This is a genomic window from Streptomyces lacrimifluminis, from assembly GCF_014646095.1.
Lineage (GTDB): Bacteria > Actinomycetota > Actinomycetes > Streptomycetales > Streptomycetaceae > Streptomyces > Streptomyces lacrimifluminis.
Window position 1 is genome coordinate 37,674 of record NZ_BMMU01000038.1, and the last position, 26,969, is coordinate 64,642.

At 69.9% G+C, this 26,969-nt stretch carries 21 protein-coding genes and 5 pseudogenes; 18 read left to right on the forward strand and 8 right to left on the reverse strand.

The annotated features are described in order from the left end of the window. The first annotated feature begins 377 nt into the window (after positions 1-377). From IEY89_RS35310 to IEY89_RS41160, 3 genes and pseudogenes are all read left to right on the forward strand, one after another. Entirely contained in the window at positions 378-1,292 is a 915-nt protein-coding gene (locus tag IEY89_RS35310) for a MerR family transcriptional regulator (protein WP_189151626.1), read from the forward strand. Continuing rightward, positions 1,288-1,401: pseudogene (locus tag IEY89_RS41155) on the forward strand (VOC family protein); the annotation flags it as partial. The gene IEY89_RS35310 and the pseudogene IEY89_RS41155, both read left to right, overlap by 5 nt. Before the next feature lie 118 nt (positions 1,402-1,519). Beyond that, positions 1,520-1,576, forward strand: a pseudogene (locus tag IEY89_RS41160) (hypothetical protein); the annotation flags it as partial. A 38-nt stretch (positions 1,577-1,614) separates the two neighbouring features. On the opposite strand, the pseudogene IEY89_RS41165 reads toward IEY89_RS41160, so the two are convergent. Continuing rightward, positions 1,615-1,710: pseudogene (locus tag IEY89_RS41165) on the reverse strand (helix-turn-helix domain-containing protein); the annotation flags it as partial. A gap of 215 nt (positions 1,711-1,925) precedes the next feature. Between IEY89_RS41165 and IEY89_RS35320 the strand changes: the two are divergent. The 5 genes from IEY89_RS35320 (at position 1,926) to IEY89_RS35335 (ending at position 5,473) form a co-directional block, all read left to right on the forward strand. Beyond that, positions 1,926-2,675, forward strand: coding sequence for an SDR family oxidoreductase (locus IEY89_RS35320; RefSeq protein ID WP_189151627.1), 750 nt, complete (start codon positions 1,926-1,928; stop codon positions 2,673-2,675). A 342-nt stretch (positions 2,676-3,017) separates the two neighbouring features. Next, on the forward strand, positions 3,018-3,338 hold the full coding sequence (locus IEY89_RS42230) for a helix-turn-helix domain-containing protein (protein ID WP_425579466.1): 321 nt from the start codon (positions 3,018-3,020) through the stop codon (positions 3,336-3,338). Beyond that, positions 3,338-3,895, forward strand: a complete 558-nt coding sequence (locus IEY89_RS42235) for an MmyB family transcriptional regulator (RefSeq protein WP_425579465.1) — start codon at positions 3,338-3,340, stop codon at positions 3,893-3,895. Before IEY89_RS42230 ends, IEY89_RS42235 begins: the two co-directional genes overlap by 1 nt. 139 nt (positions 3,896-4,034) lie before the next feature. Further along, positions 4,035-4,628 (forward strand): TetR/AcrR family transcriptional regulator, encoded by a 594-nt coding sequence (locus tag IEY89_RS35330; RefSeq protein ID WP_189151628.1) that lies wholly within the window; start codon positions 4,035-4,037, stop codon positions 4,626-4,628. A 107-nt stretch (positions 4,629-4,735) separates the two neighbouring features. Next, a complete protein-coding gene (locus IEY89_RS35335) occupies positions 4,736-5,473 on the forward strand; it encodes an NADPH-dependent F420 reductase (RefSeq protein ID WP_189151629.1) in 738 nt (245 codons plus the stop codon). 587 nt (positions 5,474-6,060) lie between these two features. Here the strand turns inward: IEY89_RS35335 and IEY89_RS35340 are convergent. Further along, positions 6,061-6,630: a TetR/AcrR family transcriptional regulator gene (locus tag IEY89_RS35340; protein WP_189151630.1), complete on the reverse strand. Its 570-nt coding sequence runs from the start codon at positions 6,628-6,630 to the stop codon at positions 6,061-6,063. 335 nt (positions 6,631-6,965) lie between these two features. Between IEY89_RS35340 and IEY89_RS35345 the strand changes: the two genes are divergently transcribed. Both IEY89_RS35345 and IEY89_RS35350 read left to right on the forward strand, forming a co-directional pair. Beyond that, on the forward strand, positions 6,966-7,667 hold the full coding sequence (locus IEY89_RS35345) for an SDR family oxidoreductase (RefSeq protein WP_189151631.1): 702 nt from the start codon (positions 6,966-6,968) through the stop codon (positions 7,665-7,667). A gap of 32 nt (positions 7,668-7,699) precedes the next feature. Then, entirely contained in the window at positions 7,700-8,578 is an 879-nt protein-coding gene (locus tag IEY89_RS35350) for an alpha/beta fold hydrolase (RefSeq protein ID WP_189151632.1), read from the forward strand. Positions 8,579-9,142: 564 nt separating this feature from the next. Here IEY89_RS35350 and IEY89_RS41170 read toward each other — a convergent pair. Then, positions 9,143-9,250: pseudogene (locus IEY89_RS41170) on the reverse strand (PIN domain nuclease); the annotation flags it as partial. Between the two features lie 287 nt (positions 9,251-9,537). Between IEY89_RS41170 and IEY89_RS35355 the strand changes: the two are divergent. Continuing rightward, positions 9,538-12,336: a hypothetical protein gene (locus tag IEY89_RS35355; RefSeq protein ID WP_189151633.1), complete on the forward strand. Its 2,799-nt coding sequence runs from the start codon at positions 9,538-9,540 to the stop codon at positions 12,334-12,336. 334 nt (positions 12,337-12,670) lie between these two features. On the opposite strand, the gene IEY89_RS35360 is transcribed toward IEY89_RS35355, so the two are convergent. Beyond that, positions 12,671-15,274 carry an AMP-binding protein gene (locus tag IEY89_RS35360; RefSeq protein WP_189151634.1) on the reverse strand — a complete coding sequence of 868 codons (2,604 nt, stop codon included), beginning with the start codon at positions 15,272-15,274 and terminating at the stop codon, positions 12,671-12,673. Positions 15,275-15,568: 294 nt separating this feature from the next. Between IEY89_RS35360 and IEY89_RS35365 the strand changes: the two genes are divergently transcribed. The 4 genes from IEY89_RS35365 (at position 15,569) to IEY89_RS35380 (ending at position 20,613) form a co-directional block, all read left to right on the forward strand. Next, positions 15,569-16,615, forward strand: a complete 1,047-nt coding sequence (locus IEY89_RS35365; protein ID WP_189151635.1) for an iron ABC transporter substrate-binding protein — start codon at positions 15,569-15,571, stop codon at positions 16,613-16,615. A gap of 24 nt (positions 16,616-16,639) precedes the next feature. Next, complete coding sequence (locus IEY89_RS35370; RefSeq protein WP_189151636.1) at positions 16,640-18,199, forward strand: ABC transporter permease; 1,560 nt, start codon at positions 16,640-16,642, stop codon at positions 18,197-18,199. Positions 18,200-18,204: 5 nt separating this feature from the next. Then, complete coding sequence (locus IEY89_RS35375; protein ID WP_189151645.1) at positions 18,205-19,248, forward strand: ABC transporter ATP-binding protein; 1,044 nt, start codon at positions 18,205-18,207, stop codon at positions 19,246-19,248. Positions 19,249-19,557: 309 nt separating this feature from the next. After that, on the forward strand, positions 19,558-20,613 hold the full coding sequence (locus IEY89_RS35380; protein WP_189151637.1) for a TerC family protein: 1,056 nt from the start codon (positions 19,558-19,560) through the stop codon (positions 20,611-20,613). 494 nt (positions 20,614-21,107) lie between these two features. On the opposite strand, the pseudogene IEY89_RS42085 reads toward IEY89_RS35380, so the two are convergent. The 3 genes and pseudogenes from IEY89_RS42085 to IEY89_RS35390 form a co-directional block, all read right to left on the reverse strand. After that, positions 21,108-21,446 (reverse strand): annotated as a pseudogene (locus IEY89_RS42085) (hypothetical protein); the annotation flags it as partial. After that, the gene (locus IEY89_RS35385; RefSeq protein ID WP_189151638.1) at positions 21,362-22,105 is read right to left on the reverse strand and encodes an ABC transporter permease; all 744 of its coding nucleotides are present in this window, start codon (positions 22,103-22,105) and stop codon (positions 21,362-21,364) included. The pseudogene IEY89_RS42085 and the gene IEY89_RS35385, both read right to left, overlap by 85 nt. Beyond that, entirely contained in the window at positions 22,098-23,057 is a 960-nt protein-coding gene (locus IEY89_RS35390) for an ABC transporter ATP-binding protein (protein WP_189151639.1), read from the reverse strand. The genes IEY89_RS35385 and IEY89_RS35390 overlap by 8 nt, the downstream gene beginning before the upstream one ends. Before the next feature lie 131 nt (positions 23,058-23,188). On the opposite strand from IEY89_RS35390, the gene IEY89_RS35395 reads away from it, so the two are divergent. Continuing rightward, positions 23,189-23,938, forward strand: coding sequence for a TetR/AcrR family transcriptional regulator (locus tag IEY89_RS35395; RefSeq protein ID WP_189151640.1), 750 nt, complete (start codon positions 23,189-23,191; stop codon positions 23,936-23,938). 348 nt (positions 23,939-24,286) lie between these two features. On the opposite strand, the gene kilB is transcribed toward IEY89_RS35395, so the two are convergent. After that, a complete protein-coding gene (gene kilB / locus IEY89_RS35400) occupies positions 24,287-24,751 on the reverse strand; it encodes a plasmid transfer protein KilB (RefSeq protein WP_189151641.1) in 465 nt (154 codons plus the stop codon). A 969-nt stretch (positions 24,752-25,720) separates the two neighbouring features. Between kilB and IEY89_RS41180 the strand changes: the two genes are divergently transcribed. Both IEY89_RS41180 and IEY89_RS35405 read left to right on the forward strand, forming a co-directional pair. After that, positions 25,721-25,867 carry a hypothetical protein gene (locus IEY89_RS41180; RefSeq protein ID WP_229695600.1) on the forward strand — a complete coding sequence of 49 codons (147 nt, stop codon included), beginning with the start codon at positions 25,721-25,723 and terminating at the stop codon, positions 25,865-25,867. 189 nt (positions 25,868-26,056) lie between these two features. After that, a complete protein-coding gene (locus IEY89_RS35405) occupies positions 26,057-26,653 on the forward strand; it encodes a hypothetical protein (protein WP_229695601.1) in 597 nt (198 codons plus the stop codon). Positions 26,654-26,969 lie beyond the last annotated feature (316 nt).

Below are 26,969 nucleotides of genomic sequence, written 5' to 3' on the forward strand. Positions count from 1 at the left end.
CGGACTGGACAACAAACAAACCCCAGGCCGGTTACCTGGGTTGTCACTGTGGAGCGGGTGACGAGAATCGAACGCGCACTCTCAGCTTGGGAAGCTGCGGGTATCGAGGGGCGGTTGTAGCCGTGTTGTAGTCGCTGATCTACTCGAACGGCCGGTTCGCGGCCCCTGCGTGCTCATCGCTTTCATCAGTGGCTGTGGACCCTCAGCCTGCCGTCGTGCGGATGCCCCGACAGGAAACGACGGGCCTGCGGTCGTTACGGAGGAAGGGCGCGTTTCCTGGCATTGGCGCGGGGCGGTGTGCATGGGGTTGCACCTTCCGTAGCGGCATGTGGTCCGGTGGACTTGCGTCCCGGCCCCTTGAGGAAAGGTCCCTGCTCATGCATTCGTCCTTCATGCCACCCCGCCAGGTCAAGATCGGTGACGCGGCGGCCTTCGCCGGCACCACGCCGCGGGCGATTCGCCACTACCACGAGATCGGCCTGCTCCCCGAGCCCGAGCGCGGCGGCGATGACCGCCGCCGCTACGGGTACAAGGACATGATCCGACTGCTGTGGATTCGCAAGATGGCCGACGCCGGGATCGCCCTGGACGACATCCGTGACGCCTTTATCACCGGTACGGCTTCCGCCGGTGCGGACAGCGGAGACGGTATCGCGGGAATCCTGGAGCGGTTGGAGGAAACCCTCGCCGAGCAGGAGGCGGAATTGCGGCGGCAGCGGACCGCTGTGCAGCGGATGCGCACCGAAGGCAGCCGGATGGGCCTGCTCTCCGACTTCGTCACCGACCGTCTCAAGAGCCTGCCCGAGGGCTCCCTGCGTCAGGCGGACCTGGACAGTCTGCTGGTCATGGAGCGGATCTTCGGCCCGCTCGGCGCGGCCGTCCAGGCCACCCGCTTCGTCGCCCTGGCCACGCATCCCACTCTGCGGGAGGACTCCGACCGCATCGATGACGCCGAGGAGGCACTCGATGACAGCGTCGCCGTCGATGATCCACGGGTGGCTCGAGTGGCCGTCGAGCGGCACGCCTTCGAAAGCGCCCTGCAGGCCGTCATCGAGGAGTCCGGCCTGGAGAAGGACGACGATGCCCTCTTCGACGCCTGGGACACTTTGCACCCTGCCACCGCCGATGACGGCGAGGACGAGGCCGACCTCGACTCCGGCAGGCGGGAGGCCGACTCCATGAGCGCGTTCGAAGCCATCGGCAAGATGCCCTACGACTTCTCCCCAGCCCGCCTGCGCTGTATGGAACTGGTTGAAGAACTATCCGCCCAGGACTCACCCGTTACCGTTTGAGCAGTGGAATTCCCAGGGGGTCACGATCCTGCGCGAGCCTCATGATGCGGGGTTCGGGCTGACCTTCCTCGCAGCCGATCCTGACGGGAACCGTATCCGCGTCGCACCGCGTCGCACCGCGGGGCTGAAAGGCCGCAATGCGGCAGGAGCGCACGACAGGTGTCGCGTCTGCCGTCGTCCGACTTCGAGCCGATCACTCCAACAGCGCCCCGGAGGACAGAACCCCTATGAGAATCCGCCTGACCGCTGGAGAAACCGTCCTTGACGCAACCCTCGACGACAACGCGACGGCACGTGACTTCGCCTCGCTGCTTCCGCTGACGAGGATGAACGGGCCGCGGGCCGTGCCGGGCGGATGCCAGCTGTGCGCGTGCCCGGGACGCACCCACAGCCACTGGCCGGGTGCGACGGACCGCGTGTCAGAGAAAGGGAAGCCAGTGTGGGCGCGGCCAGGGCCGGCCTCGGATGCCGTGACGCCGTAGCGACACCGGATCCGCTATGTGGGGGGCCACTCCACCAGCCAGGGACCGCCGGTCCATGGATGAACGGTCCTCTCCCGCCCCTGCGCGGGCGCCCCTACGGTCGAGGCTGCGGGCGCTCACCAGCCCGTCGTACCCAAGGAGCAGAACCCCCATGAAGATCACCGGCAACACGATCCTGATCACCGGCGGCACCTCGGGCATCGGCCTCGGTCTGGCCCTGCGGCTGCACGAGGCCGGCAACAAGGTGATCGTCGCCGGACGGCGCAAGGCACTCCTCGACGCGATCACGACCGAGCACCCCGGCATCGACGCGCTCGTCCTCGACGTCGCCGACCCCGACTCGATCGCCCGGGCCCGCGAGACCGTGGCGGCGAGCCACCCCGAGCTGAACGTCCTGGTCAACAACGCCGGCATCATGCTGCGGGAGAACCTCCTCGACCCGGCCGAACTCCCGATCGCCGAGGACCACGTCACGGTCAACCTGCTCGGCACGATCCGGATGACGTACGCCTTCCTGCCCCTGCTCGCGGGCAAGGACGACGCGGTCGTCATGAACGTCACCTCGGCGCTGGCGTTCGTCCCGTACCAGAGCACCCCGACCTACAGCGCGACCAAGGCCGCGCTGCACTCCTTCTCCGAGAGCCTGCGTATCCAGCTCGCCGGTGCCGACGCCGGCGTCCAGGTGATCGAGGTGGTCCCGCCGGGCGTGCGCACGACCCTGCTGGGCCAGCAGGACAGCGACCAGTCCATGCCGTTGGACGACTTCCTCACCGAGACCCTCGATCTGCTGCGCGAGAAGCCCGACGCGAAGGAGCTGGTCGTCGAGCGCGCCAGTTTCATCCGTGACGCGCAGGTCAACGGCTCCTACGACGACGTCCTCGCCATGATCAGCGGCAGCTGACCGACCTGTAGTGACCGACGCGGTACATCAGCACGCGGGCAGCTCCTGTCGGGCCACATCATGAACGAACGCGAACACCGCGGGCCGCCTTCCGTACCGGCGGCCCCTGCGGCGTACCGCCTGCGGCCCCTGCGGCGTACCGCCGACGGTCAGCGATTTCCCAGCGGGTCATGTGGGTCATGTGGGTCATGTGGGTCAAGGGACCATCGGATCGTCTCGCTGCGAGCGCCCTCGGCGTCGGCGTCGGCCGTACGAGCGGCTTCTCGCGAGGGGGAAAGGACTGCTCAGCCATGGATCAGCGGTCTCTGGATAGCCGGGCGGGTTACGGCGAGGATGGACGGCATGGACAAGAAGGAACTGGCGGCATTCCTGCGCCAACGGCGTGAGGCGCTGCGCCCCCGCGACGTCGGGCTGGTCGAGGGGCCGCGCAGGCGTACGCGGGGGCTGCGCCGCGAGGAGGTCGCGCAGCTCGCCGGCATGTCCACCGACTACTACGCCCGGCTGGAACAGCAGCGTGCTCCGCAGCCCTCCGTCCAGATCACCACGGCCCTCGCCCGGGCGCTGCGGCTGACCCTGGACGAACGCGACCATCTCTTCGTCCTCATCGGCCACAACGCCCCGCCCGCTTCCACCGCCCCTCCGAACATGTCTGCCCCACGCTGATGCGGGTCCTGGACCGCCTGAACGACTCCCCGGCCATGGTGCAGACCGACCTGGCCGACACCCTCGCGATGAACCCGCTGGCCGTCGCGCTGCTCGGCGACCAGACCCTCCCCCACTCTCAACTTGGTTCGAGTGAGGGGACCCTCATCACCGATCTGGCCCGCAGCGGCTACTACCGCTGGTTCATGGACCCGGCCGAGCGTCTGATGGTTCCCGAGGAAACCCACGAACGCCACGGCCGCGCCCAGGCAGCACGCCTGCGGGCCGCGCTGACGGCCGGCAACGACACCCCCCGAGCCGCCCGGATCGTCGCCGAACTCCAGGAACACAGCCCCGAGTTCGTCCGCATGTGGGAACTTCAGGAGGTCGCACAGAAGTACGACGACTGCAAGACCATCCTCCATCCCGAACTCGGCCGCATCGATGTCGACACCCAGGTCCTGTACACCGAGTACCGCGCCCAGACCCTGGTGGTGCTGACCACCCGCCCCGGCACGGAGAGCCACAGCAAGCTCGAACTGCTCTCCGTCATAGGGCACCAGCAGCTCACGCCCTGACGCCCTGGACCGGGGCGGGCCGGGCTCGGCGCTCAGGCCGCCGACTTGACCGGACGCTGCCTCCGTTTTACTCTCGACCAAGTGTGGAGGCAGCATCCGTTTTGATGTGGTCGCCAGATCACGGCAGGCAGGAGGACGCATGAGCACCGGTGAGCAGCGGGGACGCAAGCCCCGCGCGGACGTTCAGCGCAACCGCACGGCCCTTCTGGAGACCGCTCAGCGTCACTTCCTGCAACACGGGGTCGGCACCTCCCTCGAAGCGGTGGCCAAGGAGGCGGGCGTCGGGCCCGGCACCCTGTACCGGCACTTCCCCACCCGGGAGGCGCTGCTGGCGGCCGTGCTGCAGACCCGCTCCGAGGAGCTCGTGGCCCGCCAGGCGGACATCGAGCAACTCGACGACGCCGCCCAGGCGTTGGAACAGTGGCTACGGGCGATGGAGGACTACTTCAGCGCCTTCAACGGGCTGCCGGACCCGCTCATGGCCGCGGCCCGGGCGCAGGAGCCGGACAACCCGCTCACCATCCCCTGCGGCATCCTCATCACCGCCACCGACCAGTACGTGCGAGCCGCGCAGCTCGCGGGGCACGTGCGCGCGTCGGTGCGGGGGCGCGACCTGTTCCTCGCGGCCTGCTCCGTCGCCTGGATCAAGGGCACCGGCACCGAAGGAGAGTCGCTCGACCGGCTCCGCACGCTCATCGCGAGCGGCTACCGCCGCCAGGACACCCAGGCGTAAACCGCCAGGCACCTGGCCCGTCCCTCCCGCAACGCCAGGCGGCACCACCGCACGGCCATCACATCGCGCTGCCCTCAGGGGCGGCACAACCTCTCAAGGAACAAATCATGAAAATTACTGTCATAGGCGCCGGTGCCATCGGCGGCAACCTCGCTGCCAAGCTCAGCACGGCCGGGCATGACGTCCAGGTGGCCGATGCCCGTGGCCCCGGGGCTGTCCGGGCCGAGGTGCTGGAGTCCGGGGCCCGCGCGACGGACCTCGCCGACGCCGTCCAGGGCCGGGACGTCATCGTCCTGGCCATCCCCTTCGGGGTGGCGGGGAAGCTGGCCGACCTGTTCGCCTCGGTCCCCGCCGAGACGGTGGTCATCGACACCTCGAACTACTACCCCGGCATGCTCAGCGAGCCGATCGAGGCGGTGGACAACGGCCAGGTGGAGAGCGTGTACACAGCCGAGCTGCTCGGCCGCCCCGTGGTCAAGGCGTGGAACGCCGCGCTGGCCGAAACCCAGCGGACCAAGGGCATCCCGGCCGGAACTCCCGGCCGCCTCGCCATCCCCGTCGCCGGCGACTTCGAGGAGGCGCGGAAGGTGGCCATGAGCCTGGTGGACGACACCGGCTTCGACCCCTACGACACCGGCACACTGGCCGACTCCTGGCGCCAGCAGCCGAACAGCCCCGCCTACTGCACCGAGCTGACCCTCGACGAGCTGCCGGCGGCCCTGGCCGCGGCCGACCGCGTCAAGGACGCGGCCATCCGCGACAGCCTCCCGGAACGCATCGCCGCCCTCGGTGCCAACCCCACCGTCGACGACGTCGTCGAGATGAACCGCGCCGCCCACCGCTGAGTCACCCGACACGGTACTCGTGCACCCAACGGCACGAGAGCGGCAGCGCCGGCAGCCCACGACCACACAAGACGAACACGAAGAGCGCACAGTCCCCCGCGCTGCGACCTGCGGCCTCGGCACGCCGTTGCCTGCGAGCATCCGCAAGCCTGCCGGCACCCGCAGGGTGCGTCCGCGGTCGCGGCGGCCTCCGTGCAGCGCTGCATGGCAGATGCCTGCGCGCCACGGAGAGGAACCGCCTTGCCCGGCACCGCATCACCCTTCACCGACATCGCATGCTCCCCGCTCCCCCCGGCGGTTCCTGCCCACCGCCCTGTCCCCTGCGGACATCCGCGGTGTGCCATGCGGCAGGGATATGCCGCCGTGGCGGCCCGCCGAGGCGCAGGGCGATGACCTGATCGGTGAGGTCGTCCGGGCCGGCTTGATGACGATCCGGGAAACCGTGCACCTGTCGCGGGGCGCCGATGCCGACGGGACCGCAAGCTTCTTCGCGTGCCGCAGGCTCGGCAACACGCTTACGGCCATCGGGCTTCCCGCGAGCACCGGGAGGTGAGGGAGCTGAGGGAGTCTTCTGGACGGGCGACGCGTCAGCGTACGCCTGCCGCGTCGAGCAAGGTGGTCACCGTGGGCACGATGAGTCCGGTCAGGTTGTCGGCCTGGATTCCCGCGCGGGCGCTGGCGCCGTCGAAGACCAGGCTGAGCTGTCGGGCCAGCAGATCGGGATCACCCGCCCCGCCCTGCTCGGCCTCGGCGCGGAAGAAGGCGGTCAGGTTCGCCTTGACCTGATGGGCGACCCGGCTCGCGGGGTGACTCTGGTCCTTGAGTTCGATCTGCACGGCCAGGTACCGGCAGCCGCGGAACTCGGGGGCGCCGACCTGTGATTCCACCTGTGCGAAGACGTACAGGATCTGCTCGCGGGGTGACCGGCCGTCGTCCGCCGCAGGCAGGAGAGTCGCCCCGTAGGCGGAGGCGCGCTCCTTCAGGCTTGCTGCCAGGAGTTCGTCCTTGCTCTCGAACAGTTGATACATGGAGCGCTTCGACACCCCCGCCGCCTTGCACAGCGCCTCGACGCCGATGCTGACGCCGTCTCGATAGGTGAGCGTGGCCGCCGCCTCCAGCAACCGCTCCCTGGGGCTCAGCTTCACTTCGGTGGTCATACCGCGAGGTTAACCCGAAACGGACGAAATAAAAACCGATCGGTTTCCACGGGGTCCCGGGGGAAGGGGCTCGGCGACGGCCTGGGGAAGGGCTGTCCCTTGCGGTCGTACCACCGCGGTACGCCGAAGCCGAACAGTGTGGCCGCCGCGAGGCCGGCCGCCGTGCGCCGCATCGGGGGGGGGCAGGGCGGTCGCGGTGGGTGCGATGAGTCCGGCCGGGATGCACGGGCACGGAGCGCCCCGGTGAAGCCGGGGGGCCTGTTGGGCTTGTGTCGGGAAACCGATCGGTTTACAGTGCTGGAAACCGATCGGTTTCTCATTCTGTGGAGGCAGTCATGACCGCACTCAAGGGCGCCAACGTCTTCGTCACCGGCGGCAGCCGAGGCATTGGCAAGGCCCTGGTGGAAGAGCTGTACGCACGCGGTGCCGGCAAGGTCTATGCCACGGCCCGCGACCCGCGCACGGTGACGCACCCCGACGCGGTCCCGGTGGCGCTGGAGGTCACCGACCCGGCCTCCGTGGCGGCCGCCGCCGCTCAGGCGCAAGACGTGACCGTGCTGATCAACAACGCCGGTGCCTCGGTCGGCGCGTCTTTCCTGGATGCCCCGGTCGACGACGTACGCCGGGAGTTCGAGACCAACTTCTACGGTCCGCTGCTTCTCACCCGCGCCTTCGTGCCCCTCATCGAGCGCAACGGCGGCGGCCACCTCCTCAACGTGCACTCCGTGCTCTCCTGGCTGGCCCTCGGCGGCTCCTACAGCGCGTCCAAGGCCGCTCTGTGGTCGCAGACCAACTCCCTGCGCCTGGAGCTGCAGCCGCGTGGCATCGCCGTCACCGGACTTCACGTCGGCTACGTCGACACGGACCTGGCGGCGGAGGTCGAGGCGCCCAAGTCCGACCCGCGTGACGTCGCCGCACTCGCCCTCGACGGCGTCGAGACGGGCGCGTACGAGGTGCTCGCCGATGACATCTCGCGGCAGGTCAAGGCCGGCCTGGCCGGCGAACTGGCCGGCCTGTACACCCAGCTGGCGAAGTAACACCCCCCTTTTACGCCCGAGGAGTCGGCGAGATGCCCAGCCACGAGTCACGTCCCACGATCCACATTCCGGGAACCACCAGCCACACCCTCGCCCCGCGCGCGGCGCTCGACGGCCGCGAGGGAACCCTGCGTTACCTCAAGGCGGGCACCGGCGCCCCCCTGGTCCTGCTGCACACCGTGCGCACGCAGGCCGAGCACTTCCGCGACCTCATCCCGCTGATCGCGGACCAGTACACCGTGTATGCCCTCGACCTGCCGGGGATGGGCTACTCGGAGATCGTGCCCGGGGCGTCGTACGACGAGCCGGCCATGCGCGCGGGCGTCGAGCGGCTCCTGACCGAACTCGACCTCCACGACGTGACGTTGGTCGGGGAGTCCATGGGGGCGGTGCTCGCCCTGACCACAGCGGCCGATCTCCCGGAGCGGGTCCGGCGCGTCGTCGCGTCCAACACCTACGACTTCCCCGGCGGAATCGCCCGGTCCAGCCTCCTCGCCCGCGTGGTGGTCGGCGGTGTCCTCACTCCGGGGGTGGGCCCGGTGGTCGCCGGGGTGGAGCCCAAGGCCGCCCTCCGCAGGATCCTGCAGGGCGGGCTGGTCGACAAGAGCGCGCTGCGGGAGGACTACGTCGACGAGCTCCTCCAGGTGGGCAGCCGCTCCGGCTACCCGAGCGTCGCCCGGGCCGTGTACCAGAGCCTGCCCAGCCTCATCGCCGCCCGCTCGCGCTACCGCGAGGTCAAGGCGCCCGTCCACCTCGTCTACGGCGAGAAGGACTGGTCCCGTCCTTCGGACCGGCAAGCCGACAAGGAGCTGTTGCCGGCCGCCGACTTCACGCAGGTGTCGGGAGCAGGCCACTTCATCGCCCTGGAACGGCCCGACGTGCTGGCCGGCCTGCTGAACGCGGTGGCCTGACCCCGGGACCACTGACCTGAGGAGCGGTGCTGCCAGCCTCGGTGAGACCCAGGGCGGTGACGCTTCATACCTCTTCCAGATCGAGGGCGGCCTCCTCGACTGCGAGGTACGTGTCGGTCGTCGCGGCCTCCAGGTATCCGTCCCGGGCGGGATCGCCGGCTCGGGACTGACATCGATGAGTTGCTCCCACGTCTGCTGGTCCCCTTCGGCGATGCCACGCCGAACAGTTGCGAGGTAGCCGCTCCTCTGCTCGGTCCTGAGGTGTTGCACCAGGTTTCGAGCCTTGGCCACTTGCCGTGTGTACCGCGCGTCACCGACCTGCCGAGTACTAGGTGATCTGCGGAGATTCATCGCACCGGTGTCGTCGCCCGGGCGCGGTGGCACCGTTGCTGACCGTGGTCGTCCGGTCTGTTGGGCACGCTGTGGGCACGGCTTCGAAGCGCAGGGGGCAGGGTGCCTGAGCGGAGGGGCCCCGCGCTTGGCTCGGCTGGTGCGGCTGCCCAGTTCGGCGAGCGCTCCGCCGGCGCACAGCCCTCCGCCGCAGCCCTTGCCCGTCCTGGTTTGCTTGCCGACTCCCTGGCAGTACCACGGGAGTGCCTGGCCGGTGACGGCGGCGACGCGCTCGAAGTCCCGGTCGCGGTGCAGCGGAGTGAGCCCCTGCAACTCGGGTGTGGTGGGCCCACCATCAGCAAGCCCAGACCCTGCGCCACCTAGCGCGCGGGCACGCCGCCGCACCCCCGCGACTGGGGATCAGTGAACACCCTTCACGTGCACGGACGTTGGCGCGCCGACTGACCAACTGCCCCTGGTTACACGTGCTCTGTTGCCCGAAAGGGACGGAAGTTGTGCGAATGCTGTGCGAGGAGGCGACAGGGTGATCGGATGTGTTGCATTTGGTGCGTCGGGGGAGCCCGGAGCCCGTGGGGTTCTCGGGGCGCTGAACATGAGGAGGAACAGAAGTGATCCGTGTCTCGCGCGTGACGGCCGCTGTGGCAGCGGCCCTCGCGCTGGCGCTGGCGGCGCCGGGGGCGGCGTTGGCGGCGCCGGAACCGGAGTCCGGGCAGCCGTCCGCTCCCGCGTCTCCGGGACTTCCCGAAGGCTGGCTGACCACCGGCTCCGGTGAGTCGGCAGAGCTGGTGTGGCGCTCGCCCGAGAAGGTGCCGGTGGGCGATGCCCAGGTCGAGTTCCGCAGCGGGGAACGCCTGTTGGGCATCCCCAGACCCGCCGCGGACGGGCGCACCTTCCGGCTACCGCTCGACGGGGTGCGCCTCGGAAGGACGGACGACCTGCGGGTCGAGGCCGCGGGCCGCCGTCTGGACGCGGCCGGAGCGAACGACGCGGCCCGTGAGCGCCGGAGACCCGACAGATCGTCAAGTCCGTCGCGCCTGCCCCAGGCGGGGACCGTGAACAAGGTCGACCCCGGCGTGCCCGGCTCGTTCCGTACGACCAGCGGTGAGTACTCCCTGCCATCGGTCCACCTGCCCGGCTACGACACCGAGGTGGAGATGAAGGCCGTGGTGGTCGCGCCGGAGGACGCCACCGGCAGCCGCCCGCTGGCACTGTTCCTCCACGGGCGCCACGTGACCTGCTTCAAGGGCGACGACGCAACCCTGGAGTGGCCGTGCCCGGCCGACTACGAGTCGGTGCCGAGCTACCGCGGTTACCTGCACGACCAGCGACTCCTGGCCTCCCAGGGCTATGTGACGGTCTCGATCTCGGCCAACTCCGTCAACGCCCAGGACTGGCAGGCCGACGACGCCGGCGCCCAGGCCCGCTCCTCGCTGATACGGCTGCACCTGGCCCACTGGGCGGACTGGGCCGCCGACCCGTCCACGGCCCCCGAGGTCGTACGACGGGTGCCCCGCGCCGACCTCGGCCGTGTGCTCCTGGTGGGCCACTCCCGTGGCGGTGAGGGCGCCGACCGGGCCGCGCTGGACAGCCTCACCCCGCCGCCCGCCGACCAGGACGGCTACCACGGCAAAACCCGCTGGACGATACGCGGAACCGTCCTCATAGGCCCCACGATCTTCGGCCAGAACCCCGCACCCGACGTGCCGTCGGTGACGATCCTGCCGGGCTGCGACGGAGACGTCATCGACCTCCAGGGCGAGCTCTACGTCGACGGCACCCGAGGGGTCAGCCGCGGCAAGGCCCTGCACAGCGCGGTCTACATGACGGGCGCGAACCACAACTACTTCAACAGCGAGTGGACCCCCGGCCAGGCCACGGCACCGGCCTCCGACGACTTCTCCTACGGCGGCGACGAGCACGACCCGCTGTGTTCTCCCGGCACCGCCACCCGGCTCACCGCCGAGCAGCAGCAGAAGGCGGGCTCGACGTACATAGCCACCGCGGCCCGGCTGTTCGTCGCCGGTGATGACAGGGCCCGCCCGCTGCTCGACGGGTCCCCCGCGCGTGCCGCCTCCGCCGGACCCGCCCGCGTCCTCACCCACGCCGTCGGCGCCGCCCGCTCGGGGGTGTTCCTTCCCGCCTCCTCCGCCACGGTCAGCGGCGGCCGGCTGTGCGCCCAGGTGGACCCGGACCCGAGCGTCTCCTGTCTGGACCCCGACCTCCTGACCGCTTCCCCGCACTTCGCCCAGTGGCGCAGGGTGACCCCCGGCGAGGAGCCGGACCGGTACGCGCTGGCCATGAACTGGAGCCGCTCCGGCACCGCCACCGAACTCAGCCCCGCTCACCCGGTCTCCCTGCCCGGCGCGACGTCGCTGAGCCTGCGCGTGATCGTCCCGCCGAACACCACCGGCACCGACCTGGACGTCGCCCTCACCGACACCTCCGGCAAGCGGGCGGACCTCGGCAGGGTCCGCGTCGACGGCGTGCCGGGCACCTCCCGCACCTCCTCCTACTGGGCGCGTGAGGTCCGCGTACCGCTGTCCGCCGAGATCCGGGAGCGCATCGACCTCGGCCACGTCAAAACCCTGCACCTGACCCCGCGTACCGAGTCCGGGACGGCATGGCTGGTGGACGCCCAGGGCTGGCGCCCCGGCACCCCCGTCGTCGAGCCCGCGCAGCTGGCGCGCGTGGACGTCGGCCACCTGACCGTCATGGAAGGCGACTCCGGCACGCGCACCTACCAGGTGCCGGTACAGGTCTCCGGGTCGGGCGGCGGCGAGGTCCGGCTGTTCGTGGACGAGCCGGGCAGCGACCGCCCGGTCGCACGTACGGTGAAGGTCAGGGCGGGCACCCGCGTCGACGTGCCGGTGACGGTCGAGGGCAACACCCGCTATAGCTCCGACGATCTTCACCGGGTGGCCGTCAAGACCGTACGCGGCGCGGTGGTCGGCTCCTACTTGGGCGGCGTCACCGCGCAGAACGACGACCCCCAGCCCACGGTGACCATGACACCGGTCGCGGACCAGGTCACCGAGGGGCAACCGCTGGTCTGGCGGATCACCCTCTCCGCCACCGCCGACGTGGTCCTGTGGACGGACCTGCAGCTGCTCCCCGTCTCCGACGGCACCGAACTGTCCACGACGGACGTCCCCGCGACGTGGCTGGACGAGCACTTCGGGGCCTCGCCGGATCCCGAGCGCCCCCTGTCCGCGGCACTGCCGGACGGCACGCTGCTCATGTCCGAAGTGCCCGCGGGCAGCCTGAGCATCGACATGTCCGTGCCCACCGTCACCGATGAACTGAGCGAGGACACGGAGTCGCTGCGGCTGCGCCTGTGGACCTACGACGAGGACGGGGAGGCGGTCGAGGGCCCGGAGTTCACCGGCACGGTGCGTGACGCCTCCTAGCGGAGCCCCCGTACCGTCCGAGGCTCCATGAGGTGCCGTCGGCCCTCCCGCTCCCGGCGGGAAGGCCGACGGCACCGCCACGCTGCCCACTGCGACGCCGCTCATCGGACGCGGTAACCGGGCCGGCGCGGTCCCTGGTCCGGGCGACCGTACGCACGGCACCCCAGGAAGCTGCACCGCCGACTTGCGGGCACGCGGCGGGCACGACGAGACCGCAAGGGCGGCCGGCCGCCGACGCAGCTCGTGGCGTGTCCGGGGTGCCCGGCCCGCAGGCTGCTACCTCGATGTGCGGTCGCGATCGCGCATGTCTGCCCCTGGTGGCGGAGCGTCGCGGTCACAGCCACCGGACCCTCCTCGTCACCCGGGTCACGACCGTCGAGTAGCCGATGCCGACCAGGAGGGAGGCGAACAGGGCGGTGAGCGGAAAGTCCTCCTGGAGGTAGGGATAGACCTGATAGTGCGTCAGGTAGATGTAGAGGGAACTGCTCGCCAGGACACCCGCGAGGGCGTTGAGCGGGCGGAGGCTGGGCAGGACCGGTACCCAGATCAGCAGCCCCAGACCGACGATCACGATGCCGGTGCGCAGGGGCTGGTCCTGGAACAGACCGGGCACGGTGAGCAGCGGCACCGCCGTCAGCAGCGCCCGCTGCCGTACGGTGCCGGCTCGGGCGGCCGCCCATCCCAGCGTGAACAACCAGAAGACCACTGTCGGGCTCAGGTGGGGGCGCGCGGGCGCCAGGTCCAGCAGGTCGTAGCGGCCGACGAGGCCGATGGCCGTGAGTGCCAGCGGGACGCCGAACGCGTACCGCCGCTCCAGCCGGTCCAGCAGTGGCACGGCCATGAGGGCGGCGAGGACGACGAGGAAGTGGACCAGGGCCTCCACGAACCAGTAGGCCCGGTCGAAGCGGTCGTTTCCCGGGGAGAGCAGGCTGTTGAGCAGTACGGCGTTGGCCGGGTCGTAGAAGTCGGTCAGGAGCACCGCTCCCGTGATCCACGCCATGCTCGGTACCGCGATGCGGGCGATGCCGCGCCACATGTGCCGGACGCGTTCCCGGCGTACGGCGTCGGTCAGCTGGAAGCGGGCGAAGTTGTAGCCGGCGGCGCAGATGAGGACGTGGGCGAAGCCCTTGATCTCGAAGAGCTGGATGTGCGAGCCGACGATGAGGACGATCCCGATGGCGCGCAGCGCGATGCCGGTCTCCAGCGTGCGGCGGGTCCGCCACGACTCCGGGCTGGTCCAGGCGCGCAGCGTCCTGCGGAGTCCCGGGGGTGGCGGGGCCCGCCGCGGTTCCCGCCCGCCCTCGCCGTCCGCGGCCCCTTGAGTTCCTTCGGTGGCGGGCGCCGCCACGGCTCGCAGTTCGCGGATCGTCCTCCTGTGCCAGTCGGCGGGCAGGTGGCCCAGGGCCTCCTCCAGGCGCAGGGACATCTCGACGTAGCACAGGGAGTCACCGCCGAGGCCGACGAAGCTGCTGTCCTCGGTGACGTCGGCGTGGTCGAGGATCTCCGCGTAGAGACGGCGGAGGTCCTGGCCCGGGCAGGGGGCCTCCTCGTCCGCCGGGCGTGTCAGTCGCCGAACGGCCTCGTAGTCGGGCTTGCCCGTGGCCAGGCGAGGGAGCCGGGCGAGGACCCGGACCCGTACGGCGCGGGGCGGAAGCCCGCACTCCTGCGCCACCAGCCGCCGGATCCGTGCCTGGTCGCCGGTTTCTCCGAGTGCGGCGACCGCGAGCGCCTCCCCGTCCCCGGCGCAGTACGCCGTGACCCCGCGCTGCTCCAGGAGGGACTCGACGCGCTGGGGGTCGATGCGCAGCCCGAGGATCTTCGCGAAGCGGCTGCGGCGGCCCACGATCTCGTAGAGCCCGTCGGGCGCGCGCCGGGCGATGTCCCCGGTGCGCAGTTCCTCCACGGTCCGGCCGAGGGCGAGGTCGGCCGGGCTCTCGGCGTATCCGAGCATCACGTTCGGCCCCGAGTAGACCAGCTCACCGGTGTCCGGGCCGTGTCCGTCGACCGGCCGCAGCCGGAAGGAGCCGCCGGGTATCGGCACGCCGACGGCCTCGGGACGCTCGGCGGCCAGGTGCGGTGGGAGGTAGGCCATGCGGGCCGTGGCCTCGGTCTGGCCGTACATGACGAAGAGCTGCCAGCCCGAACTGCGCCCCAACTCGGCGTACCGGGCCACGCGTTGCGGCGCCAGCCGCCCCCCGGCCTGGGTGACACGGCGCAGGTGCGGCAGTTCCATCCGCTCGAAGCCGACCCGGTCGAGCAGGTCGAAGGTGTACGGCACTCCTGCCAGTGAGGTGCCGCGCCCGGCGCGGAACTCTTCCCAGAAGGCGGCTTCGGACACCGACCGTTCGGTGAGGATCAGCCCCGCGCCGCGCAGCAGATGGCTGTGGAGGACGGAGAGGCCGTAGCAGTAGTGCATGGGGAGGGTGGTGGCCGCGCGGTCGGTGTCGGTGATGTCGAGGTAGGCGGCGATGGACTCGGCGTTGGCCTGGACGTTCTCGTGCGAGAGGCGGACCAGTTTGGGTGAGCCGGTGGAGCCGGAGGTGCTGAGCAGCAGGGCGAGGTCCGGGTGGAGGACGTGGGCGCTCTCGGGATGCCTTTCGTCGAGGGTCCATGTCCCGCGGGCATCCGGTCGTGCCACCACGTCGGGGGAGTACGCCTCCGTCAGTGAGCGGAGGGTGCTCTCGTTGTCGCCGGGGACGAGCAGGGCGGGGTGACCGGCGGACAGAGCGGCCAGATAGGTGATGAGGGCATCGGCCTGATTGGCCCCCGCCAGCAGCACCAGCCGCCGTACGGGCCCGAGGCGCTCGGCGGTCGCGGCCACCCGCTCGGCCAACTCGCGGTACGACAGCTGTCCCGTCGGCGTGATGAGCGCGACGCGGTCGCCGTACGCAGCGAGTCCACGCGCGAACGGTACGCGGTTCGGGTCTTCGTGCGGCACCGGAGGCGCGCTCGGGACAGTGGACGGGCGAGGCGTCGCCGTCGGGTGGGGAGCCGGAACCGGCGCGCGCCCGGGGGATGGAATCGAGAGGAACTTGGATGGGTAAGGCACGGGGCGCGCCCTTTCTGCGGCAACGTCCGCTAAGCACTGAACCCTTGACGATTAGGTAAGCTTTACCTTATTCATAACATGGTCATAATCAAGCCATGGCAAACACACAGGATCGCTTCGTCCTTAGCTCTCCACCGACATGACCACGGTGGCGTTCAGGCGAGCCCCGCAGGAAGGCACACCATGCGACGCCCCTCGGTTCGCCGGATGACCGCGCTGGTCGCGGCCGGTCTGCTGCTCCCCGCCCTCGCGGCGTGCGGCTCCGACGACAAGGACGGCGGGGACGACGGCTCCGGCTCCTCCCTCGTCATCTACTCCGGCCGCAACGAGAAGCTGGTCAAGCCACTTCTGGACAAGTTGGAGAAAGCCGTCGGTACCGAGGTCGAGGTGCGGTACGGCGACAGCGCGGAACTCGCCGCCCAGATCCTGGAGGAGGGCGCCCGCACCAAGGCCGGGCTGTTCTTCTCCCAGGACGCCGGCGCGCTGGGCGCCCTGTCCAAGGAGGGCATGCTGCGGAAGCTGCCCGCAGCCACCCTCGACCAGGTCGACGAGGTGTACCGGGGATCCGACGGTGACTGGGTCGGCCTCTCGGGACGTGTCCGCGTCATCGCGTACAACCCGGACGAAGTCACCGAGGGCGAGGTCCCGGACAGCGTCTTCGACGTGGTGAAGCCGGAGTGGAAGGGCAAGGTCGGCTTCGCGCCGACCAACGCCTCCTTCCAGGCGTTCGTCACCGGTATGCGCGTCCTCAAGGGCGACGACACCACCCGCCAGTGGCTGGAGGACCTCAAGGCGAACGGCTCCAAGACCTACGCCCACAACCTCGCCACCCTGGACGCCGTCGAGGCCGGCGAGGTCTCCCTCGGCCTGGTCAACCACTACTACTGGTACGAGCGGGTCGCCGAGAAGGGTGAGGACAAGGTCAACTCCAAGCTGCACTTCCTGCCCGGCAAGGACCCCGGCGCACTCATCAACGTCGCCGGCGCGGGCATCCTCAAGGACGGCGGGCAGAGCGAGACCGCCCAGAAGGCCGTGGACTACCTGCTGTCGAAGGACGCGCAGACCTACTTCGCGGACACGACCAAGGAGTACCCGCTGGCCGCGGGCGTCACCAGCACCGTCGAGGGCCTGCCGCCGTTCGAGTCGCTCCAGTCGCCCGACATCGACCTCGGCAGGCTGGAGTCCCTCCAGGAGACACTGGCCATGCTCCAGGACGCCGGACTGGTCTGACCCGCCGTGCGCACATCGCCGTCCATGGCCGGAAGGACACGTACGCCGTCCCGCCCACCACGGAAACCACGTACGGCCGACAGCAGGCCACCCCTGGTCCTGCTCGTCCCCGCCTGCGTGGCCGCCCTGTTCGCCCTGCTGCCCCTCGGCTACCTGGCCGTCCGCGCCCTGGAACGCGGCCCGGCCTTCGCCTGGGACGTCGTCGCCGACAAACGCACCCTCGACCTCCTCGGCCGCAGCCTCGGCCTGACCGTCGCGGTCGTGGCAGCCTGCCTCGTCCTGGGGATCTCACTGGCCTGGCTGACCGTGCGTACCGCACTGCCCGGAGCCCGGGCCTGGTCGGTGCTGGCCACGCTGCCGCTGGCCGTGCCCAGCTACGTCGCCGCGTTCGCCTGGCTGTCGGCCGAGCCGGACCTCGCCGGGTTCGGCGGCGCCGCGCTCGCCCTGACGCTGGTCAGCTTTCCCTACGTCCAGCTGCCGGTCGCCGCCGCGCTGCGAGGCATCGACCCGGCGCAGGAGGAGGCGGCCCGCTCCCTCGGCCACGGGCCGCTGCGGACCTTCCTCCGGGTCACGCTCCCGCAGTTGCGCCCGGCTGCCGCGGGCGGGGCGCTGCTCGTCGCGCTGTACGTACTCTCCGACTTCGGCGCGGTGTCACTGATGCGGTACGACACCTTCACCCGGGCCATCCACACCTCGTACCGCGCCTCCTTCGACCGGACACCGGCCGCCGCCCTCAGCGTGGTCCTGGTCGTGATGACCGTCGCGCTGGTGGCCGCCGAAGCCCGTACGCGCGGACGCGCCGGGCACGCCAGGACCGGTACGGGCACCGCACGCCCGGCGGTCCCGTTCGCCCTCGGCCGGTGGCGGACGCTCGCCCTGCTGTGGTGCGCGGCGGTGGTGGCCGTGGCCGTCGCCTTCCCGCTGGGCACCCTCGGGTACTGGCTGGCCGTCGGCTCCTCGGCCACCTGGGACCTCGGCGGACTCGCCGAGACGGCTTGGGCGACGCTCGGGGTCGCGGCGGCGGGCGCCGGTCTCACCACGGTCCTCGCCCTGCCGGTCGGGGTGATCGCCGCCCGGCACCGGGGGCGCGGCGCCCGTCTGCTGGAGCAGGCGGCGTACGCGGGGCACGCGCTGCCCGGCATCACCGTCGCGCTCGCCCTGGTGTTCTTCGCCGTGCGCTACGCCTACCCGCTCTACCAGCAACTCCCGCTGCTGATCTGCGCGTACGCGGTCCTCTTCCTCCCCGTCGCGGTGGCCGCGACCCGCGCGGCCGTGCTCCAGTCGGCGCCCGTCATGGAGGACGTGGCCCGGTCGCTCGGGCGCAGGCCGTGGCAGGTGCTGCGCGAGGTGACCGTGCCGCTGGCCGCCCCGGGCGTGGCTGCCGGGGCCGCGCTCACCTTCGTGGTCTGCATGAAGGAGCTGCCCGCCACCCTCCTCCTGCGCCCCACCGGCATGGACACCCTGGCCACCCGGCTGTGGACCGAGACCGGCGCCGGATCCTTCGCGGCAGCCGCCCCGTACGCCGCCGTGCTGATCCTGCTGGCCGCCGTCCCCTCGTACCTCCTAGGCAGGCACCGGACATGAACGACATGAACGCACTGCACGTCGAGGGGCTCACCAAGTCCTACGGAGCCGGGGAGCCGATCCTGCGCGGCCTCGAACTCACCGTCCCCGCAGGCGCGTTGGCGGCGGTCCTCGGCCCCTCCGGCTGCGGCAAGACCACCATGCTGCGCATCGTCGCCGGATTCCTGCGCGCAGACGAGGGCACCGTCCGACTCGGCGACCGGCTCCTGAGCGGGCCCGGCGTCCACCTCCCGCCGGAGCGGCGCCGCATCGGCATCGTGCCCCAGGAAGGCGCCCTCTTCCCACACCTGAGCGTGGCCCGCAACGTCGCCTTCGGACTGACCGGCGCGGACCGCTCCGAACGACGGCGCGTCACGGACGAGATGCTCGAACTGGTCGGCCTCGCCGGATACGGCGACCGCATGCCGCACGAGCTGTCCGGCGGCCAGCAACAGCGCGTCGCCCTGGCCCGCGCGCTCGCCCCGCGACCCGGGCTCGTGCTGCTCGACGAGCCGTTCAACGCCCTCGACAGCGCACTGCGGGCGGGAGTACGGGCGGACGTGCGGTCCGCACTGCGGGCGACCGGCGCCACGGCCGTCCTCGTCACCCACGACCAGCAGGAAGCCCTGTCCACCGCCGACCTCGTCGCCGTCGTACGAGACGGCAGGGTCGCGCAGTGCGCCACCCCGCAGGACCTCTACCGGCGCCCCGCCGACCCCTGGATCGCCGGCTTCGTCGGCGACGCCGTCCTGCTCCCCGGCACCGTCGAAGGCGCCGGCACGGCCCTGACCGCCCTGGGCGCCGTGCCCCTCGCCGCCCCGCCCGACGGGCTCCGCGCCGGCACAGTCCTCCTCCGCCCGGAACAGCTCAGGCTGACCGACACGGACTCCGACGGCTCGGTCAGGGGCACGGTCACCGATGTCTCGTACTACGGCCACGACGCCATGGTCACCGTGGCCGTCCAGGGCCATGACACCCCGGTCGGCATCCGCGTCGCGGGCCCCCTGTCCGTCCGCCCGGGGGAGGAGACGGGCGTCCGCGTCGTGGGTGAGGCCGGCCTCCACCCGTAGCCACGGCTCACCACGGCTTCCGCGGTGATGGTGCCGCCGTGCTGTGGGCGACCACCATGGTCGGCTCGTCGCCGTCCAGCAGCACCTGCCGGGCACTGCCGTGACGTCTTCCAGTCCCGGACCGTCGGTGCCGGCGGACAGCCCCGCCGATGACCTTCCGGGAAGGTCGATGAGCGGGTGCGCGGAGGGCTGGTTGCGGTACGGCTGTGCCGGGTCTCACCCGCTCCGCATGCTCCCGGGGGCGCGATGCCGGACACTCCTGTGTAGAGGCCGGCGTATTTCGCGCGGGCCATGGTGAAGGTGTTCGGCGTGCTCGAGGTCCCGCTCTGGCTGTGGGTGGCGTTCGCCGCGACGGTGGTCGTGTCGCTGGCGGTGGACCTGCTGTCCCACCGCACCGCGCACGTCATCGGCTTCAAGGAGGCAGCCGCCTGGAGCGGCCTGTGGGTGAGCCTCGCCCTGATCTTCGGCGCGGTGGTCTTCCTCGTCCTCGGCACCACGGCCGGCACCGAGTACACGACGGCCTGGCTGCTGGAGAAGAGCCTGTCGGTCGACAACCTCTTCGTCTTCGCCGTGATCTTCGCGTATTTCAAGGTGCCCCGCGCCTACCAGCACCGCGTGCTGTTCTTCGGCGTCATCGGCGCGCTCGTCTTCCGCGGGATCTTCCTCTCCCTCGGCGTGGCCGTGGTCAGCCGCTTCACCGCTGTGCTGTTCGCCTTCGCGGCGGTCCTCTTCTACAGCGCCTACAAACTCCTCAAGGACGAGCAGGAGAGCTTCGACCCGGGCAGGAGCTTCGCCGTACGGATGCTCCGCAAGATCATCCCGGTGCGGGACGAGTACGCCGGGGCGAAGTTCTTCGTCAAGGAAGCGGGCAAGCGGATGGCGACCCCGCTGCTCGCGGTGGTCGCGGCGATCGAGGCAGCCGACCTGATCTTCGCCGTCGACAGCGTCCCGGCCGTCCTCGCGGTCAGTGATGACGCCTTCATCGTCTACACCAGCAACGCGTTCGCCATCCTCGGCCTGCGGGCCCTCTACTTCATGCTCGCCGGCCTCCTGGACCGCTTCCACTACCTGAGCAAGGGCCTGGCGATCATCCTCGCCTTCATCGGCGTCAAGCTCATCCTCCAGGCATCCCACAAGATGATCAGCACCGGCATCCCGGAAATCCCCTCACCGATCAGCCTCGCGGTCATCGTCGTCGTCCTGGCAGGGTCCGTGGTGCTCAGCCTCAGAAGGCCCACCCCGACAGGCGTGGTGGAACAGACCGACGAACAGCGGGCCGCCTCCGCGACCACCGAGCAGCCCAGCCCACCGCCTGTCGTGGATGACCCGGAGCCCCCCACCGGTTCACCAGGCCGGGACGCCTGACCCCGCCCGCGCTCACGGCGAGGAGGCGGTGCACTTCCCCGCACACCAATACCGGCATATCGTAAAAATATGGTCAAAGTAAAGCGCAAGCCCGAAGCGTACGTGTGTCCGGCCTGCAAGCAGTCCGTGCCGGTCACAGTCCACCGCCACAAGACCCTCGGCGTATTCGTTCCCGTGTGGGGCCCGGGTGCATGCCAGAACCGCGACTGCCCCGACTTTCGGCTGGACCCCAGGCACAGGCATTCCCCGGCCCGGTAACGACATCGACAACGCGGCGATGACCGCCGGCCTGGACCGGTGGCGGATGCCTCTGTCCGCCACCGGCACACAGGGGGAGGACGACTCCGGGCCTGCTTCAGACCGGTGCGCTCCATCCGGCGACGCTCGACGTACGTGCCCTCGATGCCCCGGGCCGTCGAGACGAGATCCTCCGGCCGTGCTGTGCTCTGTGCGCCACAAGCAGCGGCCCACGCACGAAGGTCGCGCTTCGAGAGCGGACGCGTGCCGCTCTCGAAGCGCGAACACTTCGACTCGTGCCGGCCGGGACTGCCGGCCAATGCTCGCTTGGTGAGCGCGGCTTCGAGCCGGATTCCACGCAGACGTCCACTCGGCTCAGTGCCCTGCGGGTTTCCTGAAGGCTCGAAAATGGCGCTGTCCTGTCGCTGCGAGGTGCCGTGAGAACTGTCAGGCCGGCTTGCCTTCACCCGTTGCCGTTGAGGACGCCGGGTCGGCGATCCCGACAGCACACCTAGGCCGTACGCCGCTTGAACAGCGCTCCCGAAGCGGCCACCGAGGCGGCGAGGATGCCCGTGCACCAGGCGAGCGCCACCCACCCCGTCGAGCCCACCGGCTGCCCGAGCAGCAGTCCGCGTACCGCCTCGATGACATGGGTGACGGGCTGGTGGGCGGCGAAGCCCTGGAGCCAGGACGGCATGGTGTCGGTCGGCACGAAGGCGCTGCTCGGGTAGGGCAGGAAGCTCACGAAGAAGGTGAAACCCCCGGCTGCCTCGGGGGACTTGACGAGCAGGCCGACCGTGGCGGACAGCCAGGAGAGCGCCGCGATGTAGGCCACCAGGAGGCCGATCGCGGCGAGCCAGCCGCCCGGGCCGGCCGAGGGGCGGAAGCCGATCGCGAAGGCGAGCGCGAAGACCAGGGCGGTGGCGATCAGGTTCCGGGCCGTGGAGGCGAGGACGTGGCCCGCCAGGATGGGGGTGCCGCCGATGTCGAGGGACCGGAAGCGGTCGATGACGCCGCCCTTGAGGTCCTCGGTGACGGCCACGGCGGTGCTCGCCGAACCGAAGCCGGCGCACAGCAGCAGGACGCCGGGGACGACGTAAGTGACGTATTCCGTACCGGTGTTGATGGCTCCGCCGAAGAAGTACACGAAGATCAGGAGCAGCATCACCGGGAGCGCCATGGCCATGATCAGGGCGTCGACGTTGCGGCGGCTGAGCCGGACGGAGCGGCCGGTCATGATGAGTGTGTCAGACATGACTGGGCTCCTGGTGTGCGGGCTTCGTGAGGGTCAGGAAGACGTCGTCGAGGGTCGCCGTGTGCAGCGAGAACCGTTCGATGACCGTGCCGTCGGGGTCCAACGCGTCGAGCAGAGCCCGAACCTGGGGCGCACCGCCGTCGGTGAGGAAGCCCAGGGTGCGGGTCTCGGGCTCGCTGTACACCGCCTGCGACACCAGGCGCAGATAGGCGGCCGGGTCGGTCAGGACGACGTCGAGGCGCTGGCCCGCGACGCGCCGCTTCAGCTCCTCGGAGGTGCCCTCGGCGACCAGTTCGCCGCCATGGAGCACGGCGATACGGTCCGCCAACCGGTCGGCTTCCTCCAGGTACTGGGTGGTCAGGAAGACCGTCGTGCCCCGCGCCGACAGTTCGCGCACCACGCTCCACAGCTCCTGGCGGCTGCGCGGGTCGAGGCCCGCGGTCGGCTCGTCCAGGAAGATCACTTCGGGTTGGCCCACCAGGGACGCGGCCAGGTCGAGGCGCCGTCGCATGCCTCCCGAGTACGTCCTGACCAGGCGGTCGGCGGCGTCGGCGAGGTCGAAGCGGTCGAGGAGTTCGGCAGCCCGGGTGCGTGCGGCGGCGCGGGAGGTGCGGGCACCACCGTGGGTGCGGGTGAGCCGGGCCATCATCCGCAGGTTCTCCGCACCGGTCTGCATCTCGTCGAGCGCCGCGAACTGGCCGGTGAGGCTGATCGCGCGGCGGGCCCGGGCCCGCTCGGTGCGCAGGTCGTGCCCGGCGACCCTGGCGCTGCCCGCGTCGGCCTCGGTGAGTGTGGCCAGGATGCGGACGGTGGTGGTCTTGCCCGCGCCGTTCGGGCCGAGCAGGGCGTGCACGGTGCCGCGCGGCACCGCCAGGTCGAGACCGCGCAGGACCTCGACCTTTCCGTAGGTCTTGCGAAGGCCGGTGGCCTCGATGGCGGGTGCGTCGGGCATGGCCTCGCCTCTCCACGACTACTTACTGCGTAACCCTTACGCGTTATCGTGTAAGGGTTACGCAGAACTAGAATGTGCGTCAAGCCGGAGGCCCGAGGAACGATCCCGGGGCGCAGAGGGAGGCGACGCGGATGGCGGCGGACGAGGACACCGGCCTGCCCGCGAGCCTCGCGACGGCCTGGGGTTTCAGGGCCCGCCCCTCGAAAGGGCCGAAGCCGGGCCTCAGCCTGGACCGCATCGTGGCCGCAGCGGTGGGTGTCGCGGCCACCGAGGGCATCGGGGCCGTGTCGATGGGACGCGTCGCCAAGGAGCTCGCCGTCTCGCCCATGTCGCTCTACCGGTACGTCGGCGCAAAGGACGAGCTCTACATCCTGATGCAGGAGGCGGTCACGCCCGCACCCCCCGAACCGCTGCCCGACGGGGCCGGGTGGCGCGCGGGGCTGACCCGGTGGGCGCGGGCGCAGCGCGGGTTCTTCCACGAGAACCTGTGGCTCCTGCGGATCCCTGTCTCCGGGCCGCCCGCAAGCCCGAGGTCGGTGGCGTGGATGGAGTACGGCCTCGCGACCCTCGACGGCACCGGGCTCGACGAGGGCACGAAACTCGGCGTGATCATGCTGGTCAGCGGCTATGTGCGCAACGAGGCGACGCTGATGTCCGACCTGGATGCCGCGTACACGGCGAGCGGCCACGCCCCCGACGAGGTCCTGCGGCGCTACCAGCGAACCCTCGCCGTCCTTACCGACCCCGAACGCCACCCTGCCGTCACACGCGTCCTCGAATCCGATGCCCTGGACCAGGCGGACGAGCCGGACGCGGACTTCGAGTTCGGACTCGGGGTCGTGCTCGACGGGGTGGCGGCGCTGATCGCGCGGCGCGGTTAGGGCGTTTCTTCCGGGTCGCCAATCCGTCCCTCCTGAGGGCACGCGGAGGGCACGCAACCCCCGAATTGGACTAGACAAGAAACAAACCCCAGGTCGCTGACCTGGGGTTTCATCGTGGAGCGGGTGACGAGAATCGAACTCGCACTCTCAGCTTGGGAAGCTGCGGGCGTTTGCGCGTGGTTCGGGCGTTGACCTGGGCGAACGATCGGGACGCGGCCTCGACGGCCTCGCCGGCTTTCACCGTGATTCCCCGCTGTTCCCCGCTCCAACTGGTGCGCTTATGGTGCGGTCATCGTTGGCGTTCGGGTCGGTCTGGTGGCCCTGCAGGCCAGTGCCTCTGCAAGCGGCTCAGAGGTGCTGCTTGCCCGTGCTGACCAGCTGGCTGATGTCGTCACGAGTCTGCACTCTGAGAGTGTCGAGCTCGACTCTGCTACTGGCCTTGGGCAGCGCCGTGATGTCGGCGAGCACTTCCTCCGCGGTCCGGCTCAACGTCTCGTCATCCGTGAGCATCTGCACCCGGAACAGGGCCTCCTGGGCGCTGGAGCGCAAGTCGTAGGCGCGGATACGCACCGTGTCGGCATCTTCCGGTGGCGGCTGCTCGTGTTCGCAAAACCAGAGGTGGACCAGGCAGCGGCGATAGTTGATCAACGTGCCGGCGTAGGCGGAGTAGGCGTCGAGTCGCTCCTGTCGGAGCTTCTCGCGTCGAGTGAACTGGTGGCTCCTGTCGGTGGTGCGCTGCTGGAACGCCAGAGTGACCCCCGAACCGAGCAGAGTTCCCAGAACGGCTATGGCGCTGGCGATGATGGTCTCCACACCCCAAGCTGATCACGCGGCGCCAGCTTTGGTGCGTCGCACGCCCAACCTCAATGCCCCAACACGCTTTCCAACTGTGGTGGTGGGGGTCGGGGCTTCGAACGGGGCCGATCACCTGCGTTCATGGGCGTTCGGCCGTGGGAGCGGATATCGGCTTCGGTCTCGTCTGTACGGCGTGAACTGTGCTGAACGAGACGGAAAATGAGACGGCCTTCGGGGCCTGTCTCGCCAGCATCCCCGGTGTCGAGGGGGAGTCATGGCACTGGGTCGCAAGGGCGCATCGTTGTCGACGGTACGGACTACCGCTGGCGGCTGCGACGACGGCCGACCTGCTTCCAGGGCCTGGTCCTGGTCCGGTAAGCCGTGCACGTTCGCGGTCGAGCATGCGGACGCCCCGGGGACGACACTCGTGGTCGCCACCAACCAGCCGCATCCGAGTAACTGTTTCGGCCGCAAGGCCAAGCCTGAACTGCCGTCTTCCGTTGCCCAGGCCGTTCATCCGGCCCTTCGCAAGTCAGCCACGCTGTCCGGTGACGTTCGGCAGAGCAAGCCGCGCCGGCGGAAGCGTGGTGGTGAGGCCTCGGCGATGACCGATTCGTCCCGAATTGGCTTGGGTGGGAGGTCGACCCCGGGCCGCTGTTCGGGCCAGTTGATGGAGACGAATCCTATTTTTTGCTCAAGGAGATGCGAAAAGACAAACCGCTCGACTCATAAAATGCGGACCGAGACGCGGATGGAATTAATTAAGAAACGCTCTCCTTGATATTTCTCCTGCGCCGAAGTCACTCATTTGCTGCGCATCTGGAGGAGAGGGAGTGGCGTTAGCGACATATGACGAAAGCAAGGTCCCATGGCTTGCCCCACCGCGGCACGGGTAAGGATGAACTGCCTGTGAACCGTGATGTGACAGTGAGTAAATACACTTACGTGCATGGTCTGACACACTCGGCGCTTGAGTCGTGTGGCACCTTGCACGGGGACGGTGCGCAGGTCGAACTCCAGGTTACCGACTCCCTGCTCCGCGAGTTCCTCACGCTGCTGGAGGCGGCCCAGGAGGAACTCAATCAGCGGTGGAACGACCAGGAAAAGTCCGGATGTCACGCGGACCGCGCATGACGGGGGTGGATTTACATGAATCACTACTATGCGGATCCCTCCTCTGTGCGGCGTGAATGGCATACCGACGCATCTCCATATGGGTCGGGTACTGAGTGGCACGGTAGTCCTGCCGATGCCTTTCACTCAGGGGCTTCGTTGGTACCCCCCGAGTCGGGCTGGGACCCCGTTGAGGAACTTGCCTATCTCTTGCAGGAGGCCGTTCCGGCGGAGCAGGCGGCCGCGGTGCCGCCACCTCGCAGCGAGTCTCCGTACGGCGTCAACTTCACCGACCCGATGGAGCACCAGGCGCAGATCACCGTGCAGCTTCCGCCCTTCCGACGCTCTTCTGCCGGGCATCGGAAGACTCAAGCCCGAAAACTCCGACCCAAGTGGTTACAGACTGGCAGCTTCGTAATCGTCGCATTCGTTGCCGTCATCGTGGCGATGGTCAGCGTCTTCGGCGCCATGGTGGCATACGGGCCTCTGCAGAACATTTCGTCCGGTACGAAGAGCGGGATCTTCCCTCAGTGGCCTCTTCTTGTGTATGGCCCCTGGATGGTGGCGTCTCTCTCCATCCTCCGAACTGCCTTGTATCGGCGCCGAGCTTTGCACTCGTGGTTCATCGTTCTGCTGTTCTCCTCCGTCGCTGTCACGCTGTGCGTGGCTCAGGCCGACCGGACATTCACCGGTATCGCCGGAGCCGCCCTACCCGCCCTCGCGTCCCTGGCATGCTTTCAGCAACTCGTTCGACAAATCACATTGACTCTGCCGCCGCGGCAGGCGTCGCCCCGTCACCGCCAATAGCGTCACAACCTCATGCCCGCAGGGCCTTCCGAAGTGAAGAACCACCCGGCTGGCGCGCTCCTGCGGGCGAAGGACCTGGGCGAAACCGGCAACCTCGGGATCCTCGGCGCCCTCGGCGTCGGCACGCGCCCAGTCGGGGCACCGGACAAGGTGAGGGGTGGGCGGCTCCCATGCACGCGCAGTCGGGATCCAGGGTGCCGGCGGCAAGCTCCGCGGCCTCTTGGGCTACGCCCTCGCGCCAGTTCGATGTCGGTCTTAGAGAGCAACTGATCTGGTTTACAGGTGATTTGGGGCGTTCGTAGTGACTGTGGCGGCG